This window comes from Sinisalibacter lacisalsi, assembly GCF_014640115.1.
In the GTDB taxonomy this organism is placed as follows: Bacteria; Pseudomonadota; Alphaproteobacteria; order Rhodobacterales; family Rhodobacteraceae; genus Sinisalibacter; species Sinisalibacter lacisalsi.
The window spans coordinates 144,227-162,046 of record NZ_BMGI01000001.1; the positions used below are offsets into that span (position 1 = coordinate 144,227).

General features: G+C 65.5%; 17 protein-coding genes. 13 read left to right on the forward strand and 4 right to left on the reverse strand.

Annotated elements, in window-relative coordinates:
• Window positions 1–20 precede the first annotated feature (20 nt).
• Window positions 21–764: a hypothetical protein gene (locus IEW01_RS00730; protein WP_188525692.1), complete on the forward strand. Its 744-nt coding sequence runs from the start codon at window positions 21–23 to the stop codon at window positions 762–764.
• The gene (gene gltB, locus IEW01_RS00735; RefSeq protein ID WP_188525693.1) at window positions 751–5,292 is read left to right on the forward strand and encodes a glutamate synthase large subunit; all 4,542 of its coding nucleotides are present in this window, start codon (window positions 751–753) and stop codon (window positions 5,290–5,292) included. The genes IEW01_RS00730 and gltB overlap by 14 nt, the downstream gene beginning before the upstream one ends.
• Window positions 5,293–5,349: 57 nt before the next feature.
• Here gltB and IEW01_RS00740 read toward each other — a convergent pair whose 3' ends face one another.
• Complete coding sequence (locus IEW01_RS00740) at window positions 5,350–5,856, reverse strand: hydrolase (RefSeq protein WP_188525694.1); 507 nt, start codon at window positions 5,854–5,856, stop codon at window positions 5,350–5,352.
• 131 nt (window positions 5,857–5,987) lie between these two features.
• On the opposite strand from IEW01_RS00740, the gene mtgA reads away from it, so the two are divergent.
• The 4 genes from mtgA (at window position 5,988) to IEW01_RS00760 (ending at window position 9,696) form a co-directional block, all read left to right on the forward strand.
• A complete protein-coding gene (mtgA, locus tag IEW01_RS00745) occupies window positions 5,988–6,746 on the forward strand; it encodes a monofunctional biosynthetic peptidoglycan transglycosylase (protein WP_438810802.1) in 759 nt (252 codons plus the stop codon).
• 53 nt (window positions 6,747–6,799) lie between these two features.
• The gene (fzlA, locus tag IEW01_RS00750) at window positions 6,800–7,465 is read left to right on the forward strand and encodes an FtsZ-binding protein FzlA (protein WP_188525695.1); all 666 of its coding nucleotides are present in this window, start codon (window positions 6,800–6,802) and stop codon (window positions 7,463–7,465) included.
• Window positions 7,462–8,499 (forward strand): tRNA epoxyqueuosine(34) reductase QueG, encoded by a 1,038-nt coding sequence (gene queG, locus IEW01_RS00755; RefSeq protein WP_229737991.1) that lies wholly within the window; start codon window positions 7,462–7,464, stop codon window positions 8,497–8,499. Before fzlA ends, queG begins: the two co-directional genes overlap by 4 nt.
• A 156-nt stretch (window positions 8,500–8,655) precedes the next feature.
• Window positions 8,656–9,696, forward strand: coding sequence for a cytochrome-c peroxidase (locus tag IEW01_RS00760; RefSeq protein WP_188525696.1), 1,041 nt, complete (start codon window positions 8,656–8,658; stop codon window positions 9,694–9,696).
• Between the two features lie 81 nt (window positions 9,697–9,777).
• Here IEW01_RS00760 and IEW01_RS00765 read toward each other — a convergent pair whose 3' ends face one another.
• Window positions 9,778–10,170, reverse strand: a complete 393-nt coding sequence (locus tag IEW01_RS00765; protein ID WP_229737992.1) for a hypothetical protein — start codon at window positions 10,168–10,170, stop codon at window positions 9,778–9,780.
• Between the two features lie 99 nt (window positions 10,171–10,269).
• Window positions 10,270–11,139, reverse strand: a complete 870-nt coding sequence (locus IEW01_RS00770; RefSeq protein WP_188525698.1) for a branched-chain amino acid aminotransferase — start codon at window positions 11,137–11,139, stop codon at window positions 10,270–10,272.
• Window positions 11,140–11,313: 174 nt separating this feature from the next.
• Between IEW01_RS00770 and IEW01_RS00775 the strand changes: the two genes are divergently transcribed.
• The 7 genes from IEW01_RS00775 to IEW01_RS00805 all read left to right on the forward strand — a co-directional run bounded on the left by IEW01_RS00775 (window position 11,314) and on the right by IEW01_RS00805 (window position 16,833).
• On the forward strand, window positions 11,314–11,817 hold the full coding sequence (locus tag IEW01_RS00775) for a MarR family winged helix-turn-helix transcriptional regulator (protein ID WP_188525699.1): 504 nt from the start codon (window positions 11,314–11,316) through the stop codon (window positions 11,815–11,817).
• The gene (locus IEW01_RS00780) at window positions 11,814–12,473 is read left to right on the forward strand and encodes a winged helix-turn-helix domain-containing protein (RefSeq protein WP_188525700.1); all 660 of its coding nucleotides are present in this window, start codon (window positions 11,814–11,816) and stop codon (window positions 12,471–12,473) included. Before IEW01_RS00775 ends, IEW01_RS00780 begins: the two co-directional genes overlap by 4 nt.
• A 56-nt stretch (window positions 12,474–12,529) precedes the next feature.
• Window positions 12,530–13,465, forward strand: coding sequence for a histone deacetylase family protein (locus tag IEW01_RS00785; RefSeq protein ID WP_188525701.1), 936 nt, complete (start codon window positions 12,530–12,532; stop codon window positions 13,463–13,465).
• Window positions 13,462–13,704 (forward strand): exodeoxyribonuclease VII small subunit, encoded by a 243-nt coding sequence (locus IEW01_RS00790; RefSeq protein WP_188525702.1) that lies wholly within the window; start codon window positions 13,462–13,464, stop codon window positions 13,702–13,704. Before IEW01_RS00785 ends, IEW01_RS00790 begins: the two co-directional genes overlap by 4 nt.
• A complete protein-coding gene (locus tag IEW01_RS00795) occupies window positions 13,705–14,565 on the forward strand; it encodes a polyprenyl synthetase family protein (protein ID WP_188525703.1) in 861 nt (286 codons plus the stop codon).
• Window positions 14,566–14,587: 22 nt separating this feature from the next.
• Window positions 14,588–16,516, forward strand: a complete 1,929-nt coding sequence (dxs, locus tag IEW01_RS00800; RefSeq protein WP_188525704.1) for a 1-deoxy-D-xylulose-5-phosphate synthase — start codon at window positions 14,588–14,590, stop codon at window positions 16,514–16,516.
• Between the two features lie 131 nt (window positions 16,517–16,647).
• Complete coding sequence (locus IEW01_RS00805) at window positions 16,648–16,833, forward strand: hypothetical protein (RefSeq protein ID WP_188525705.1); 186 nt, start codon at window positions 16,648–16,650, stop codon at window positions 16,831–16,833.
• Window positions 16,834–16,887: 54 nt separating this feature from the next.
• Here IEW01_RS00805 and IEW01_RS00810 read toward each other — a convergent pair whose 3' ends face one another.
• Window positions 16,888–17,751 (reverse strand): SDR family oxidoreductase, encoded by an 864-nt coding sequence (locus tag IEW01_RS00810; RefSeq protein WP_188525706.1) that lies wholly within the window; start codon window positions 17,749–17,751, stop codon window positions 16,888–16,890.
• Between the last annotated feature and the right edge of the window lie 69 nt (window positions 17,752–17,820).

The following is a 17,820-nucleotide window of genomic DNA, read 5'->3' on the forward strand; positions in this document are numbered from 1 at the left end:
GGAACGAAGGACGCAGAAAAATGCGATGGTCCGCGATCCATACCACGCTCGGCGCGCTCGCCTTCGCGTTGCCTGCCGCCGCGGCCGACTTCAGCCCGCCCCGGGGCTGCGAGGCGTTCCTGACCGTGCAGAGCCGGAGCTGCTCGGTCGCGCTTCAATGGCGCTGCGGCGCAGAGGCCGACAGCGATTTCTGGTCCGCCACCTTTTCGAGCGAAGGGCTCGAATCCATCGTGCGCTATTCGGCCGATTACCAGTGGCTCGACGCCGTCTACATGTGGGACAATTCGCGCGAGGAGTTCCAGCCTCCCGCCACCGACCCGATCTCGCTGCGCACCCTGATCGACGCGGGTATCGACAGTTTCGATTTCACCATGCGCCGCTCGCAACCCGACCGCAGCTATGACCTGCGCGTTGTCGGGGCCGACTTGCTCACCGGCGAAACCGTCGAGGTCGACGGCTATAGCCTCGACGTGGTGCGCACCCGGGTGGAGATCACCGCCGAGGATGGCACAGTGGAATACAAGTCGGAAGGCCGGCAATATCTCTCGCGCCCGCTCCGTCAGTTCTTCCTCGGCACCGAACGGATATCGGCCCCGGATGGCTCGGTAGCGGAATATGATGATACCCCGGTCGACATCATCGAACCGGGAGAGCCCGGCTTCGGCGCGACCGAGCCGCTCTACGAATGCAATATCCAGGATGCAGCCATGACGCCCGCCGCCCCGCAGGCGGCGCAGAAGGAGACGACCCATGACCAAATTTGACGACAGCTGGATGGCCGAGGAGCAGGCCCGCCGTGACTGGCTTGCTGAAAATGGCATGTATGCGCCCGAGTTCGAGCACGCGTCCTGCGGCGTGGGCCTCGTGGTTTCGATCGACGGCAAGCCCTCGCGCAAGGTCGTCGAACACGGCATCGGCGCGCTGAAGGCGGTCTGGCACCGGGGCGCGGTGGACGCCGACGGCAAGACCGGCGACGGCGCCGGCATTCACGTGCAGATCCCGCAAGCCTTCTTCCACGATCAGATCCGCCGCACCGGCCACGAGCCGCGCGAGGGCGAGCAGATCGCCGTCGGGCAGGTTTTCCTGCCCCGCACCGATTTCGGCGCGCAGGAAACCTGCCGCACCATCGTGGAGACGGAAGTGCTCCGCATGGGCTATTACATCTACGGCTGGCGCGGTGTGCCGGTCGATATCTCCTGCCTCGGCGAGAAGGCCAACGCCACCCGGCCGGAGATCGAGCAGATCATCATCTCGAACTCGCGCGGCGTGGACGAGGAAACCTTCGAGCGCGAGCTTTATGTCATTCGCCGGCGGATCGAGAAGGCCGCCGTGGCGCGTGGCGTACGCGAGCTTTACCTCGCGAGCCTGTCGTGCCGCTCGATCATATACAAGGGCATGATGCTCGCCGAACAGGTCGCGGTATTCTATCCCGACCTCATGGATGAGCGTTTCGAGAGCGCCTTCGCGATCTATCACCAGCGCTATTCCACCAACACCTTCCCGCAATGGTGGCTGGCCCAGCCCTTCCGCATGCTGGCCCACAACGGCGAGATCAACACGCTGAAGGGCAACATGAACTGGATGCGGAGCCACGAGATCCGCATGGCCTCGTCGGCCTTCGGCGATCTCGCCGAAGACATCAAGCCGATCATCGCCGGCGGGTCGTCGGATTCCGCAGCCCTCGACGCCGTCTTCGAGGTGCTCGTGCGCGCGGGCCGCTCGGCGCCGATGGCGAAGGTGATGATGGTGCCCGAGGCGTGGTCGAAACAGGCCGGCGAACTGCCGCAGGCCTGGGTCGACATGTATTCCTACGCCAACTCGACGATGGAGCCCTGGGATGGCCCGGCGGCGCTGGCGATGACCGACGGGCGCTGGGTTTGCGCCGGGCTCGACCGCAACGGGCTGCGCCCGATGCGCTACGTCGTCACCGGCGAGGGCCTCGTGATCGCGGGGTCGGAAGCCGGGATGGTGCCGATCGACGAGGCGACCGTGGTTGAAAAGGGCGCGCTCGGACCGGGCCAGATGCTGGCGGTCGACATGAAGGACGGGCTCCTGTTCCACGACGCCGAGATCAAGGACAAGCTCGCCGCGTCGCGCCCCTTCGGCGAGGCGGTGAAGCACATCAAGGATATCGAGGACGATCTCGCGAAGGTCGAGGAAAAGGCGATCTTCTCTGGCGAAGAGCTGCGCAAACGCCAGATCGCGGCGGGCTATTCGCTCGAGGAACTCGAGCAGGTGCTCGCGCCGATGGCGGAAGACGGCAAGGAAATCCTCGCCTCGATGGGCGATGACACGCCCGCAGCCGTGCTCTCCAAGCAATACCGCAATCTCAGCCACTTCTTCCGGCAGAACTTCAGCCAGGTGACGAACCCGCCGATCGACTCCTTGCGCGAATTCCGCGTGATGAGCCTCAAGACCCGGTTCGGCAACCTCAAGAACGTGCTCGACGAAACCGGCAGCCTGACCGAGGTTCTGGTGCTTGAGAGCCCCTTCGTGGGCAACGCGCAATTCGAGGAACTCAAGGCGCACTTCAATGCGCCGATGGTCGAGATCGATTGCACCTTTGCCGCCGATGGCGGCCCGAGCGCACTGCGCGACGGGCTGGAGCGGGTGCGCGCCGAGGCCGAGGATGCAGTGCGTTCCGGCGCGGGCCATATCGTGCTCTCCGACATGGGGCAAAGCGAAACCCGCGTGCCGATGCCGATGATCCTCGCCACCAGCGCCGTGCATTCCTGGCTGACCCGTCAGGGCCTGCGCACCTTCACCTCGCTCAACGTGCGCTCGGCCGAGGCGGTCGATCCGCATTACTTCGCGGTGCTGATCGGTTGCGGCGCGACGGTCGTAAACGCCTATCTCGCCGAAGACAGCCTCGCCGACCGGATCTCGCGCGGGCTGCTCGACATGACGTTGAGCGACGCCGTGCGCACCTACCGTGAAGCGATCAACCAGGGCCTGCTCAAGATCATGTCGAAAATGGGCATCTCGGTGATCTCGTCCTATCGCGGCGGGCTCAACTTCGAGGCCGTGGGCCTCAGCCGGGCGATGGTCAACGAGTATTTCCCCGGCATGACCAGCCGGATCTCGGGGATCGGCGTCGGCGGCATCCAGAAGAAGCTCGAGGAAGTCCACGCCCGGGGCTGGCTCAGCCAGGGCACCAACGTGCTGCCCATCGGCGGTTTCTACAAGGCGCGCAAGGGCGGCGAAACCCATGCCTGGGGCGCGCAGGCGATGCACCTGATGCAATCGGCCTGTGATCGCGCCTCCTACGAGCTTTGGAAGAAATACTCGGCGATGATGCAGGCCAACCCGCCGATCCACCTGCGCGACATGCTCGACATCAAGCCGCTCGGCGCGCCGGTGCCGATCGACCAGGTGGAAAGCATCACCGCGATCCGCAAACGCTTCGTGACGCCGGGCATGAGCCTAGGCGCGCTTTCGCCCGAGGCGCACAAGACGTTGAACGTGGCGATGAACCGGATCGGCGCGAAATCCGACTCGGGCGAGGGCGGGGAAGACCCGGCCCACTTCGTGCCCGAGGCGAACGGCGACAACCCGTCTGCCAAGATCAAGCAGGTCGCTTCCGGCCGCTTCGGCGTGACGGCGGAATACCTCAACCAGTGCGAGGAACTGGAGATCAAGGTGGCCCAGGGCGCCAAGCCCGGCGAGGGCGGGCAATTGCCCGGCATCAAGGTCACCGACCTGATCGCACGGCTGCGCCACTCCACCAAGGGCGTGACGCTCATCAGCCCGCCGCCGCACCATGACATCTACTCGATCGAAGACCTGGCGCAGCTGATCTACGATCTCAAGCAGATCAACCCGCGCGCCAAGGTGACGGTGAAGCTGGTGGCGTCTTCCGGCGTCGGCACGATCGCGGCGGGCGTGGCCAAGGCCAAGGCCGACGTGATCCTGATTTCGGGCCACAACGGCGGCACCGGGGCCTCGCCCGGAACCTCGATCAAGTTCGCCGGCCTGCCGTGGGAGATGGGCCTCACCGAGGCGCACCAGGTTCTTTCGATGAACAACCTGCGCAGCCGGGTCACCCTGCGCACCGACGGCGGCCTGCGCACCGGGCGCGACATCGTCATGGCGGCGATGATGGGCGCGGAGGAATACGGCATCGGCACCGCCGCGCTCATTTCGATGGGCTGCATCATGGTGCGCCAGTGCCAGTCCAACACCTGCCCGGTGGGGGTTTGCACCCAGCGCGAAGACCTGCGCGCCAAGTTCACCGGCAACGCCGACAAGGTGGTGAACCTCATCACCTTCTACGCCCAGGAAGTGCGCGAGATTCTCGCCCGGATCGGCGCGCGTTCGCTCGACGAGGTGATCGGCCGGGCCGACCTGCTCAGCCAGGTGAGCCGGGGCGCCTCGCATCTCGACGATCTCGACCTGAACCCGCTGCTGGTGAAGGTCGATACCCACGACCGCGTCGCCTATGATATCGACCGGCCGCGCAACGAGGTGCCCGACACGCTGGACGCCGAAATCGTCAAGGATGCCGCGCGCTTCCTCAAGGACGGCGAGAAGATGCAGCTGCAATACGCGGTGCGCAACACTGACCGCACCATCGGCACCCGCGTCTCCAGCCATATCGTGCGCAACTTCGGTATGCGCAACAAGCTCCAGCCCGACCATCTCACCGTGAAGCTTACCGGCTCTTGCGGCCAGTCGCTCGGCGCCTTCGCCGCGCCCGGCCTCAAGCTCGAGGTTTCGGGTGACGCCAACGACTACGTCGGCAAGGGGCTGTCTGGTGGGATCATCGTGGTGCGCCCGCCGATGTGCAGCCCACTGGTGGCGCAGGAAAACACCATCATCGGCAACACCGTGCTCTACGGCGCAACCGATGGCTTGCTCTTCGCGGCTGGCCGCGCCGGCGAGCGCTTCGCGGTGCGCAACTCGGGCGCGCGCGTGGTGGTGGAAGGCTGCGGCTCGAACGGCTGCGAATACATGACCGGCGGCGTGGCGGTGATCCTCGGCGATATCGGCGCCAACTTCGGCGCCGGGATGACCGGCGGCATGGCCTATGTCTACGATCCCGAAGGCATTGCGCAGACCTACATGAACATGGAAACCCTCGTGACCGTGCCGGTGACGGTGGACCATTGGGAAAACGAACTCAAAGAGCTCATCTTGCGCCATGCCGACGAAACCGGCTCGGTCAAGGCACACCAGATCCTGCAGGACTGGGGCAACGAGCTTGGGAAGTTCGTGCAGATCTGCCCCAAGGAAATGCTGCCGCACATTCCCGTGCCGCTGTCGCTCGAAGAGGGCGCGATGCCGGCCGAGTGAGGTCGGCGCTAACAATGACAAGAGGAGCGGCCCGGCGATGGGCCGCTCCTTTCACATTCAGATATCGGCGAAGCCCACCACGTAGTTGTGGCCGTATTGCTTGGCGTATTTCGGGCAGGTCGTGTAGTAGAAATAAATGTTGCCCTCGGGCTTGCCCCGCTCGGCGGCGAGCGCCCGCATCTCCTCGCACCAGTCTTTCATTCGCGAATAGGGTCCGTCGAACACACGGGTAACGAAAGTGCCTGTCAGTCGCACCATCTCTTCGTGGGGCACGTCCTTGCTGGCCGCAAAGTAATGCTCCGAGGTCCAGGCCCCGAGATCGCGCGACAGCACGAGAAACTCTTTCGGATCATAGGCCCCCGCCGCTTCGAGGTGACTATGCACCCGGGGAAACACACGCCCCATATCGACGGGCACATGAAACACCGCATGAGTCACCGCGCGCACGAAAAGCTTCTCCTGAAAATGCAGCTCCAGACCATCCCACGCTGCCGGATCAAACCGGGGGCAGCATCCCGTTTCGGTGTCGGACATATCGGTGATCGGCAGGATATCGTATGGCATCGCTCTCTCCTTTCCCCGGTTTCCATAGCACCAAAGGGCGCAGCCCGCCTTGATCTCGCTCCTGCCCGGCGGGCCTTGGCCGATCCCCCCCCCCCGCTTGACCGGGAGGCGCACGGCGGTGACAAGGAACCATGGCGCGATCTGACGACACCAAGAATGCATCGCTGACGCTCGGGATCTTGCGCGGGCTCTGGCGGCTGGTGATGCGTGGCGTCGGGCGCTTCGGCGGCTTCGTGATGCGCTGGGTCCGCCGTGTGCTCTCGGTTTTCTTCGCCTTGATCGCCGTGGGCGTGGGCGCCTACGCGTTCTTCGATCCACCCACAACGCTCTACATGGCCGCCGAGAAAGGCAGGCTTGACCAGCTGGCGCATGAATGGGTCGATTTCGACGAGATCGCCCCGGTGATGGCGCGCTCGGCCGTCGCGGCGGAAGACGCCAGTTTCTGCACCCACTGGGGCTTCGACATGGCGGCGATCCGTCAGGTGATCGACGCCGGTGAAAACCGTGGCGCGTCGACGATCAGCCAGCAGGTGGTGAAGAACGTCTACCTCTGGCCCGCGCGCTCCTGGGTGCGCAAGGCGCTTGAAGCACTGATCACGCCGGTGATGGAGCTTGTCTGGTCGAAGCGCCGCATCCTCGAGGTCTATCTCAACATGATCGAATTCGACGAGGGGGTGTTTGGCGTTGAAGCGGCGGCGCAGCACTACTTCGGGGTGCCGGCCGCCAGGCTCACCGCCGATCAGGCCGCCCGCCTCGCCGCTGTCCTGCCGGCGCCGAAAGAGCGCTCGGCCGCAGCGCCCGCGCAATTCGTCATCCGCCGCGCCGCGTCGATCCGCGACGGGGCGGCGACAATCCTCCGGGATGGCCGGGCCGCCTGCTTCGAGGATTGAACGCCGCTTCTTTTCACGCCATTACCTGCTGAACCCCAAGAGAACCGCCGAACATGACCCGCCTGTTTCACTTCCCGCTCTCCCCGTTCTGCCGCAAGGTGCGCCTTTCGCTGGCGGAGAAGAAGATCGACGTCGAGCTGGTCGAAGAACGCTACTGGGAAAAGACCTCCGAATTCCTGCGCCGCAACCCGGCCGGCAAGGTGCCGATCCTGAAACTGGACGGAAAGACGCTCACTGAAAGCGCGGCAATCTGCGAATACATCGAGGAACGTTACCCGAGCCCCTCGCTGATGCCCGGCGATCCCGATGGCCGCTACGAGGTGCGCCGGCTGGTGACGTGGTTCGACGACAAGTTCCACAACGAGGTCACCTCGAAGCTGCTCTACGAGCGGGTGAACAAGAAGATCACCGGGCAGGGCTACCCGGATTCCCATAACGTCAAGGCGGGCGCGCGGTCGATCAAGTATCACCTCGATTACATGGGCTGGCTGCTCGACATGCGCCGCTGGCTGGCCGGCGACACGATGACGCTCGCCGATTTCGCCGCCGCCGCGCACCTGTCGAGCCTCGATTACATCTCGGACGTGGATTGGGACCGTAACGCCAACGTCCGCGAGTGGTATTCCAAGATCAAATCACGGCCCGCCTTCCGCTCGATCCTTGCCGACCAGATCCCCGGCTTTCCGCAGCCACCGCATTACGCGGACCTTGATTTTTGACCTCGGGACTGCGGCAGAAGCTCCTCGACCAGGCCCGCGCGGAAGGGTTCGCGAAGGCCGGCATCACCCGGCCAGACGCGGTGCCGGGTCTCGCCGGGCGGCTGGCGCAGTTCGTCGATAACGGCTGGCACGGCGACATGGGCTGGATGGCGGAGCGGATGCATTGGCGCGGCGATCCGGCCGCGCTCTGGCCGGAGGCGCGCTCTGTCATCATGCTGGCCGAGGTCTATAGCCCCGAGCATGATCCCCGCGAGGTCTTGCGCCACCCCGACAAGGGCGCGATCAGCGTCTATGCGCAGAACCGCGACTACCACGACACCGTCAAGAAACGGCTCAAGCGGCTGGGGCGCTGGCTGATCGACGCGGCGGGCGCGGAGACGGAGATCAAGGTGTTCGTCGATACCGCCCCGGTGATGGAAAAGCCGCTGGCGGCGGCGGCCGGGCTCGGCTGGCAGGGCAAGCACACCAACCTGCTCGCGCGTGATCTCGGCAACTGGTTCTTCCTCGGTGCGATCTTCACAACGCTCGATCTGGAACCCGACGCGCCCGGCGCCGACCATTGCGGCGCCTGCACCTCCTGCCTCGATGCCTGCCCGACGCGGGCCTTCCCCGCGCCCTACCAACTCGATGCCCGGCGCTGCATCTCCTACCTCACCATCGAGCACAAGGGGCCGGTGGACGAGGCACTGCGCCCGGCGCTGGGAAACCGGATCTACGGCTGCGACGATTGCCTCGCCGCCTGCCCGTGGAACAAGTTCGCGCAGGTGGCCTCGGAGGTGCGCTACCTCGCGCGCGACGATCTCGCCGCGCCCGACCTCGCCGCGCTCGCCGCCCTCGACGACGCCGGATTCCGTGCGAAGTTCTCGGGCTCGCCGATCAAGCGGATCGGTCGGGTGCGGTTTCTGCGCAACGTCGCCTACGCGATCGGCAATTCCGGGGATCCGAAGCTTTCCGAGGCTGTGCGGCCGTTGGCCGCAGACCCTGATCCGGTGCTCGCAGAGGCCGCCCGCTGGGCGCTCGCACGGCTCGCCTAACCCCTCAAGACCCATTTTTCAGGGGCTTTCGCGGCAGGGTCGAATCACCCTGACGAACGCGATCATAGGACTGGATCCATAATTAGAATTGATCCAGATCAACGCTTTTTCAGGCCCTCTCTGGTCAGGTTCGGGGCATCTAAACGGAGGTTCCCAATGAAGAAATTCGCTGTTGCGTTGCTTGCCACCACAGCCCTCGCCACCCCGGTGTTGGGCGATGAACTGATGGAAGCAGCGCAGGATATGTTCAAACCCCTGCCCTCGACCATGCCGGCGCTGGCCGACAACGTGGTCACGCCGGAAAAGATCGAGCTGGGCAAGGCCCTGTTCTTCGATCCGCGCCTTTCGGCGTCGGGCGTGTTCTCGTGCTACTCCTGCCACAACCTGACCACCGGCGGGGATGACAACCTCGAAACCTCGATCGGTCACGGCTGGCAAAAAGGCCCGCGCAACTCGCCGACGGTTCTGAACGCGGTGTTCAACGAAGCCCAGTTCTGGGATGGCCGCGCCGCCGACCTCGCGGCTCAGGCGAAAGGCCCGATCCAGGCCGGCGTCGAAATGGCGAACACCCCCGAGCAGGTGGTGGACACGCTGAACTCGATGCCGCAATACGTGTCGATGTTCCAGGCCGCCTTCGATAGCGACGACGCGGTGAGCTTCGACAACATGGCGAAGGCGATCGAGGCGTTCGAAGCCACGCTGATCACACCCGCACCGTTCGACGCCTACCTTAACGGTGACGCCGGCGCGCTGACCGACGATCAGAAAGCCGGTCTGGAACTGTTCATGGACAAGGGCTGTGTCGCCTGCCACGCCGGTATCAACGTCGGTGGCGAAGGTTACTTCCCCTTCGGCCTGATCGAGAAGCCGGGCGCCGAGATCCTGCCGGAAGGCGACAAGGGCCGCTTCGCCGTGACCGAAACGATCGACGACGAATACGTGTTCCGCGCCTCGCCGCTGCGCAACATCGCGCTCACCGCGCCCTATTTCCACTCGGGCAAGGTGTGGGATCTCAAGGTCGCCGTGCAGATCATGGCCGAAAGCCAGCTTGGCGACGAACTGAACGACGAGGAAGCCGACCAGATCGTGGCCTTCCTCGGCAGCCTGACCGGCACGATGCCGGAGGTGACGGTGCCGATCCTGCCGCCGGAAACCGCAACCACGCCGCGTCCGACCGCAGAGGTTCTGCCCCAATAATCCCCCAATCGGGGAAATCGGATCGGGCCGGCCTCGCGCCGGCCCTTTTCATGGCACGCCGTCGGCCAGCCCGTGGCCCGCTCAGTGCATCGTGAAGGCCTCCACCGCCGCCGCCACACCATCGGAGGCGCGGGCGATGGGAAAGGGTCCGAGCGTGCTCCCGCCAACAACGTAGGTGATCCGCGTGGCATCGCGCCCTTCGCGGAAGACGACCCGCACATCCGCACCCTTCGCGGCAAAGGCGCGCGACAACGAAAGCGCAAGCTGCGCCTTGCTGGGGCCACCCGGGCGCGTTGGCCCCCAGTCGACCAAAGCGACGATCTCGCGAGAGTCCCCATCTCCGCGATAAGCGCGCAGGGCCTGCTCGGTGATCCCGAGCGGGCGCAGGTTCGGATCCTTGGTGACATGGAACCAGGCCAGCGCCACCGCCGTGGGAAGCACGATCACGGCGGCGATCAGTGAAACATACGCCACGCCACGGCGTTGCTGCGTTTGCGACATGAGAGCCCCCGGGCTGAACACGGCCAGCCTGGAGCAAATCCCTTCAGGAAACGTGAACGCCCGCAGCCCAGATCAGCTTCGCACCAGCGCCTCGTAGGCTTCCGAGATCTCGCGGGTCAGCGCCCCGACCTCGAAGGTGTAATCGCCGATCTGGCCAACGGGGGTGACCTCCGCCGCCGACCCGGTGAGCCAGCACTGCTCGAAACCGGCCATCTCCTCGGGCATGATGTGGCGCTCGTGCACGGTGATGTCGCGCTCTTTCAGCATGCCGATCACGGTCTGGCGGGTCAGGCCGTTGAGGATCGCGTCGGGGAGCGGAGTGTGGACCTCGCCATCCTTGACGAAGAAGACGTTGGCGCCCGTCGCCTCGGCCACGTAACCGCGATAATCGAAGAACAGCGCGTCCGAGCAGCCCTTGGCCTCGGCCGCGTGCTTGGACATGGTGCAGATCATGTAAAGCCCCGCCGCCTTTGCCGCCGTCGGGATCGTCTCCGGGCTCGGGCGCTTCCATTTCGAGATATCGAGCTTGGCGCCCTTGAACTTGGCGTCGCCGTAATAGCTGCCCCACTCCCACGCCGCGATGGCGAGGCGCACGGGGTTGCGCGCCGACGACACGCCCATGTCGGGCCCGGCACCGCGGAAGGCAACGGCCCGCACGTAGGCATCGCTGAGCCCGTTGGCCTTCACCACCTCGTATTTCGCCGCCTCGATCTGCTCGACCGTCCAGGGGATCTCCATGTCGATCAGTTCAGCCGATTTCAGAAGGCGTTGGCTGTGCTTCTCCGACAGGAAGATCTTGCCACCGTAGGCGCGTTCGCCTTCGAATACCGACGAGGCATAGTGCAAGGCGTGGCTCAGGATGTGCACCTTCGCGTCGCGCCACTCCACGAGCGTGCCGTCCATCCAGATCTTGCCGTCGCGATCATCATAGGCCCCAATCATGGTTTGCTCCTTCTTGCGCCTTGCAACTTTTCAGATATTGCGCAAGTTAGGTCCGATGTGGACATAAAGTTACGCAAAATTCGGGATTCGCTATCAGTCAGGTCTTGGAATGTCAATAAGGCTGACATAAAAGCGGGTGCGGAGAACCCAGGGTAACGCGAGGAGGTGGAGCACATGGGAGATCGGATAGGACCGGGCGGACCGTCGCTGCTGTTTCTGACCGACGAACAGCTCAGGCAGGGCATCGAGGCGATGTTCTTTGCCTACCGCGGCTTCACCGCCGATCCCGACCGGATTCTCAACGCCCATGGCTACGGCCGCGCCCATCACCGCGCGCTGCATTTCATCCATCGCAGCCCGGGCACCACGGTGAACAACCTGCTCTCCATCCTCGGGGTCACCAAGCAATCGCTGAACCGCGTGCTGCGCTCGCTGATCGAGGACGGCCTGGTGAACGCGCGCGTCGGCACCCGCGACAAGCGCGAGCGCCATCTCTTTCTAACGGAAACGGGCGAACGGCTGGAACGCGAGCTTGCAGAAGTGCAGCGCGAGCGGATGCGCGCGGCCTACCGCGAGGCCGGGCCCGAGGCCGTGCGGGGCTTTCGAACCGTGCTGGAAGCGATGATGGACCCGAGCATGCGCCGGCACTTCAACCGATTGAAAGAAGGCGAGGGATGACGGAACCGGCTCCCACGCACCTCCTGGTGGCCGATGGTGACGAGCGGCTGCGCGATCTGCTGCGCCAGTATCTCAAGACCCAGGGCTTCCTCGTCAGTGTGGCGCGTGACGCCGAACATGCCGGCCGCCTTCTTTCCGGGCTGGACTTCGACCTCGTCCTCCTCGACGCCGCCCTGCCGAATGCGATCCCCCTCGCACAGGGCTTGTCGACGGCGGTGCTCCACCTCGTTCCCAAGGGTCTCGCCCCCCCCTGTGAAGGCGAATGGATTGCCAAACCATTCGAGCCGAAGGAGCTGTGCCAGCGGATCAACACGATCCTCAAGCGCCGGCAACCGGCCGCAGCCCCCGCGCCCCGGGTTGTCGACCTCGGGGAAATGCGGTTCGACATCAGCACCGGGACGATGACCCGGGCCGGCATCCCGATGCGGCTCACGGCAACCGAAGTTCAACTGATGCGCGCGCTCGCGGCCGATCTCGGCAAGCCGGTCGGGCGGGGCGAACTGGTGGCCCGCCTCGGGCGCGAAGGGCTGCAAGCCAAGGCCCGCGCGGTGGACGTGCAGATCACCCGTTTGCGGCGAAAGCTCGAAGTTGACCCGAAATCTCCGCGTCACCTGCAAACCGTTCGCGGCGCGGGCTACATGCTGGTGGGCGACTGAGCCTGATCGCCCGCTTTGCCCTTGGCACCGGGGCGCGAAAACAGCATGGTCCGTCCATGACAACAGCTTTCTTCTCCCACCCCGACTGTCTCCAGCATATCAACCCCCCCGGGCACCCCGAACAGGTCGCCCGGCTCAAGGCGATCGACGCCGCGCTCGCCAGCCCGATCTTCGACGCGCTGGTGCGGCGCGATGCCCCGCTCGGCGACGAGGAGGCGATCCGCCGCGCGCATCCGAAGGTGCAGATCGACGCGATCCGCGACGTCATCCCTGAATCGGGCTTGGCCCGGATCGACCCCGACACCACCGCTTCGCCCGGCTCGTGGAACGCGGCCCTGCGCGCGGTGGGGGGCGCTTGCGCCGCCGTCGATGCCGTGCTTACGGGCGAGGTGGCCAATGCCTTCGTCGCCGCGCGCCCGCCCGGCCACCATGCCGAGCGTGCCAATGCGATGGGGTTCTGCTTGTTTTCCAACATCGCCATCGCCGCGCTGCACGCGCTGGAAACGCACGGGCTGACCCGCGTCGCGGTGCTTGATTTCGACGTGCACCACGGCAACGGCACGCAGGACGTGCTCTGGAACGAAAGCCGCGTGCACTTCGCCTCGTCGCACCAGATGCCGCTGTTTCCCGGCACCGGCGCGGCCCACGAGAAGGGGGCTTACCTCCAGATCATGAACGTGCCGCTGCGCGAAGGCACCGGTGGCGAAGCGATGCGCGAAGCCTGGGAAGGCAGGATCCTGCCCTGGGTGAAGGAGTGGGAGCCCGAACTCGTGCTCGTCTCCGCCGGCTTCGATGCCCACCGCGCCGATCCGCTCGCGGGCCTGCACTGGACAACCGAGGATTTCGGCTGGATCACCCACCGGATCTGCGATCTCGCCGACGATTGCTGCGGCGGCAAGGTGGTCTCGACACTCGAGGGTGGTTATGATCTGGAAGCGCTCGCCGACAGCGTCGGCCTGCACGTGGAAGTTCTTATGGAGCGGGGATCATGAGCGAAAAACCGGTGGAAGAGATGAGCTTCGAGGAAGCCATGCAGGAGCTCGAGGCCGTCGTCGGCCAGCTCGAGCGGGGCGACGTGGCGCTGGAAGACTCGATCAAGCTCTACGAGCGCGGCGCGGCGTTGAAGGCGCGTTGCGAGGTGAAGCTCAAGGAAGCCGAGGAAAAGGTGGCCGCGATCACCCTGGACGCGAACGGCAATCCCTCCGGCACAAAGCCCGTCGAAGGCCTCTAGATGTTTCGTGCGCGTTTGGCCGAAGACGCCGCGCTGGTGCGTGCCCGCCTGATCGACGCCCTGCCGAAATCCGGCCCGATGGCCGCGCCGATGGCCTATGCCGTGTCCGGCGGCAAGGGGCTGCGCGGCTTCCTGGTGATCGAAGGCGCGCGGATGCTGGGGATCGACCCAGACGGCGCCTGCTTTCCCGCCGCCGCCGTCGAGGCGATTCACGCCTACAGCCTCGTGCATGACGATCTGCCCGCGATGGACGACGACGATCTGCGCCGGGGCCAGCCCACGCTGCACCGAAAGTGGGACGAAGCCACCGCGATTCTCGTCGGCGACGCGCTTCAATCGCTCGCCTTCGAATTGGTGACGCACGCCGAGGTGGGGCCTGCCGAGGTGCGGGTGACGCTCGCACGCACGCTTGCAGAGGCCGCGGGCGCGCGCGGCATGGTGCTGGGCCAGGCGCTCGACATCGCCGCCGAGAGCGCGGCCGCGCCGCTCACGCTGGACGAGATCACCGCGCTTCAGGCTGGCAAGACCGGGGCGCTGATCCGCTGGTCGGCGATGGCCGGCGCCTTGCTCGCAGGTGAATCCCCCGAACCGCTGCGGCGCTACGGCGAGGCGCTGGGGCTTGCCTTCCAGATCGCCGACGACGTGCTCGACGTGGAAGGCGACGCGGCGAAAGTGGGCAAGGCCGTGGGCAAGGATGCCAATGCGAACAAGGCCACGTTCGTCTCGCTCCTTGGCCTCGAAACGGCAAAAACCCGCGCAGCCGAACTTGTGGATGAAGCCTGCGAGGCGCTTTTGCCTTACGGTAAAGAGGCTGAAACCTTGCGGCAGGCTGCCCGCTTCGTTATTGCCCGAGACGCCTGAGTTCTTGAAAGTCGATATTGTCATGTCAGACCGCCCGGTAACACCACTCCTCGACCGCATTGCCTCTCCCGCCGACATGAAGGGCCTCTCGGTCTCGGAACTGAGGCAGCTGGCAGACGAACTGAGGGCGGAGACGATCAGCGCGGTCTCGCAAACCGGGGGGCACCTCGGCGCCGGGCTTGGCGTGGTCGAACTCACCGTGGCGCTGCACCATATCTTCGACACCCCGCGCGACCGGATCATCTGGGACGTGGGCCACCAGGTCTACCCCCACAAGATCCTGACCGGGCGGCGCGACCGTATTCGCACGCTGCGCCAGAAAGGCGGGCTCTCGGGGTTCACCAAACGCTCGGAAAGCCCCTACGACCCCTTTGGCGCCGGCCATAGCTCCACCTCGATCTCGGCTGCGCTGGGCTACACCATGGCGCGCGAAATGGGCGGCACGCCCGATCCGGCGCTGGGCGACGCGGTGGCGGTGATCGGCGATGGCGCGATGAGCGCGGGCATGGCCTTCGAGGCGATGAACAACGCCGGCCACCTCAAGAGGCGGATGTTCGTCATCCTCAACGACAACGACATGTCGATCGCCCCGCCGGTCGGGGCGCTTTCGAACTATCTCACGCGGCTTTACGAAGCCGAACCGTTCCAGGAATTCAAGGCCGCCGCCAAGGGTGCGGTGAGCCTTCTGCCGCCGCCCTTCCAGGAAGGGGCACGCCGGGCGAAGGAAATCCTCAAGACGATGACCGTGGGCGGCACGATGTTCGAGGAGCTGGGCTTCTCCTATGTCGGCCCGATCGACGGCCACGACATTGAGCATCTCGCGGGTGTGTTGCGCGCGGCGCATGACCATGCCACCGGGCCGGTTCTGATCCACATCATCACCAAGAAGGGCAAGGGCTACGCGCCCGCCGAAAACGCCAACGACCGTGGCCATGCGACCGCCAAGTTCGACATGATCACCGGCAAGCAGCACAAGTCGCCCTCGAACGCGCCGGCCTATACCAAGGTTTTCGGCAAGGTGCTGACCGATCTCGCGGTGCAGGACGACAAGGTTTGCGCCATCACCGCCGCGATGCCCGACGGCACCGGCGTTGGCATGATGGCCGAGCGCTACCCGAGCCGCACCTTCGACGTCGGCATCGCCGAGCAACATGCGGTGACCTTCTCCGCCGGGCTCGCCGCGGGCGGGATGAAGCCCTTCTGCGCGCTCTACTCCACCTTCCTGCAACGTGGTTACGACCAGATCGTGCATGACGTGGCGATCCAGCGCCTGCCGGTGCGCTTCATGATCGACCGCGCCGGGCTCGTCGGCCAGGACGGCGCGACTCATGCCGGCAGCTACGACCTTGCCTATCTCGGCAACCTGCCGGGCTTCATCATCATGGCGCCTTCGGACGAGGCGGAGCTGATGCACATGGTCGCCACCGCCCACGCGATCGACGATGCCCCCTCGGCGGTGCGCTATCCGCGCGGTGAGGGCGTGGGCGTGGATATGCCCGAGGTTCCGCACGTTCTCGAAATCGGCAAGGGCCGGATCGTGGCAGAGGGCAGCCGCGTGGCGATTCTTTCGCTCGGCACCCGGCTCGAGGAAGCACGAAAGGCCGCCGAACGGCTCACCCAGCGTGGCATCACCCCGACCCTCGCCGACGCCCGCTTCATGAAGCCGCTCGACGAGGAGATGATCCTCGCCCTCGCGCGCGACCATGAAGTGCTCATCACCATCGAGGAGGGCGCGGTGGGCGGCTTCGGCAGCCATGTTGCCCAGCTTCTCGCCCAGAATGGCGTGTTCGACGGCGGCCTGAAGTTCCGCTCGATGTTTCTGCCTGACACCTTCATCGACCATGCGAGCCCCGCCCAGATGTATGAAGAGGCCGGGCTGACGGCCGCCGACATCGAAACCAAGGTGCTCGAAGCTCTCGGGATTGCCGAGATCGGGGCAAAAAGGGCCTGAAACCGGCGGGATTGCTTCCCTCCTGCAACAGTCAAGCCGGACTCGCGGCGCCTTTTCGCCCAATGCTGGACTTGGCGAACCACGCGCACGATAATTACCCCATCCATTTGCTCAAACTTGGGGTAAGACAGATGAAAAAACTCGTTCTCGGCGCGGCCTTCGCGCTCGCTGCCTCGACTGCGATGGCCGGCTCCGTTGCCGAGCCCGTGCTCGATCAGGAAATCATCATCGAACAGGCGCCCGCCTCGTCGGTGAACCACCACATCCTGCCGCCGCTGTTCTTCGTGCTCTTCGTGGGCGGCGCGGTGCTGCTCTGAACAAGAACCCAGGGTAACGGTTCAGGAGCGGGGCGCTTTCGTGGCGCCCCGTTCTCATTTCTCGTCGGCGAGAAGCGCGGCGAGACCTTCGCGGTAGGTCGGATAGATCAGGTTCACACCCAGATCGTCCTTGATCCTGCTGTTCCTCACCCGCTTGGATTCGGCATAGAAACTGCGCGCCATCGGCGTCATCGCGGCGGTGGCGTAGTCTTCGGGCGGCGGCAGATCGACGCCCAGAAGCGCGGCGGCATGGGCCAGCACATCCTGCGGCGGGGCCGCCTCGTTGTCACAGACGTTATAGACAGCGCCAGGATCGGGCTTTTCGATGCTCGCCGCCAGCACCTGCGCGATATCATCCACGTGGATCCGGCTGAAGACCTGGTCTTTCTTGATGATCTGCCGTGCGGTGCCACGCCGCACCTTGGCGAAAGGGCCACGCCCCGGACCGTAGATGCCGGCAAGGCGGAAGATGTGCAGCGGCAGCCCGGCCTCGTCCGCGAGCGCCTGCCATTGCGCCTCGGCCTTTACCCGCTGATGGCCGCGCCGGGTTGCGGGCGTGAGGGGTGTGCGCTCGTCGACCCAACCGCCGGCATGGTCGCCGTAAACGCCGGTGGTCGAGAGATAGCCGACCCATTCAAGATGGTCCGCATTGGCCGCGATCTCGTCGCGTAACACCGCCAGAACCGGATCGCCCTCATCATCGGGCGCCGCGGAGAGCAAAAGATGCGTGGCCGCCGCCAGAGGTGCCGCCATATCGGCCCCCGGCCAGATCACCGGCTCGACCCCCTTGCCCCGAAGCGCCTCCGCCTTCTCGGGGCTGCGGGTGGTGCCGATCACCCGCCAGCCTTGCGGGATCAGCAACCGCGAAAGCGCGCGGGCGGAGAAGCCATGGCCGAAGGAAAGGAGCGTCTTGGTCATGCCCGGCATCTTGGCGTTACGCGGCCGTGATGCAAGAGGGCTTGCGCTCACCTCCCGATTCTCCACTAT

Coding starts and splice junctions, on each gene's coding strand:
- IEW01_RS00730 (WP_188525692.1), top strand. CDS start 21: ATGCGATGGTCCGCGATCCATACCACGCTCGGCGCGCTCGCCTTCGCG.
- gltB (WP_188525693.1), top strand. CDS start 751: ATGACCAAATTTGACGACAGCTGGATGGCCGAGGAGCAGGCCCGCCGT.
- IEW01_RS00740 (WP_188525694.1), bottom strand. CDS start 5,856: ATGCCATACGATATCCTGCCGATCACCGATATGTCCGACACCGAAACG.
- mtgA (WP_438810802.1), top strand. CDS start 5,988: ATGGCGCGATCTGACGACACCAAGAATGCATCGCTGACGCTCGGGATC.
- fzlA (WP_188525695.1), top strand. CDS start 6,800: ATGACCCGCCTGTTTCACTTCCCGCTCTCCCCGTTCTGCCGCAAGGTG.
- IEW01_RS00760 (WP_188525696.1), top strand. CDS start 8,656: ATGAAGAAATTCGCTGTTGCGTTGCTTGCCACCACAGCCCTCGCCACC.
- IEW01_RS00770 (WP_188525698.1), bottom strand. CDS start 11,139: ATGATTGGGGCCTATGATGATCGCGACGGCAAGATCTGGATGGACGGC.
- IEW01_RS00775 (WP_188525699.1), top strand. CDS start 11,314: ATGGGAGATCGGATAGGACCGGGCGGACCGTCGCTGCTGTTTCTGACC.
- IEW01_RS00780 (WP_188525700.1), top strand. CDS start 11,814: ATGACGGAACCGGCTCCCACGCACCTCCTGGTGGCCGATGGTGACGAG.
- IEW01_RS00785 (WP_188525701.1), top strand. CDS start 12,530: ATGACAACAGCTTTCTTCTCCCACCCCGACTGTCTCCAGCATATCAAC.
- IEW01_RS00790 (WP_188525702.1), top strand. CDS start 13,462: ATGAGCGAAAAACCGGTGGAAGAGATGAGCTTCGAGGAAGCCATGCAG.
- IEW01_RS00795 (WP_188525703.1), top strand. CDS start 13,705: ATGTTTCGTGCGCGTTTGGCCGAAGACGCCGCGCTGGTGCGTGCCCGC.
- dxs (WP_188525704.1), top strand. CDS start 14,588: ATGTCAGACCGCCCGGTAACACCACTCCTCGACCGCATTGCCTCTCCC.
- IEW01_RS00805 (WP_188525705.1), top strand. CDS start 16,648: ATGAAAAAACTCGTTCTCGGCGCGGCCTTCGCGCTCGCTGCCTCGACT.
- IEW01_RS00810 (WP_188525706.1), bottom strand. CDS start 17,751: ATGACCAAGACGCTCCTTTCCTTCGGCCATGGCTTCTCCGCCCGCGCG.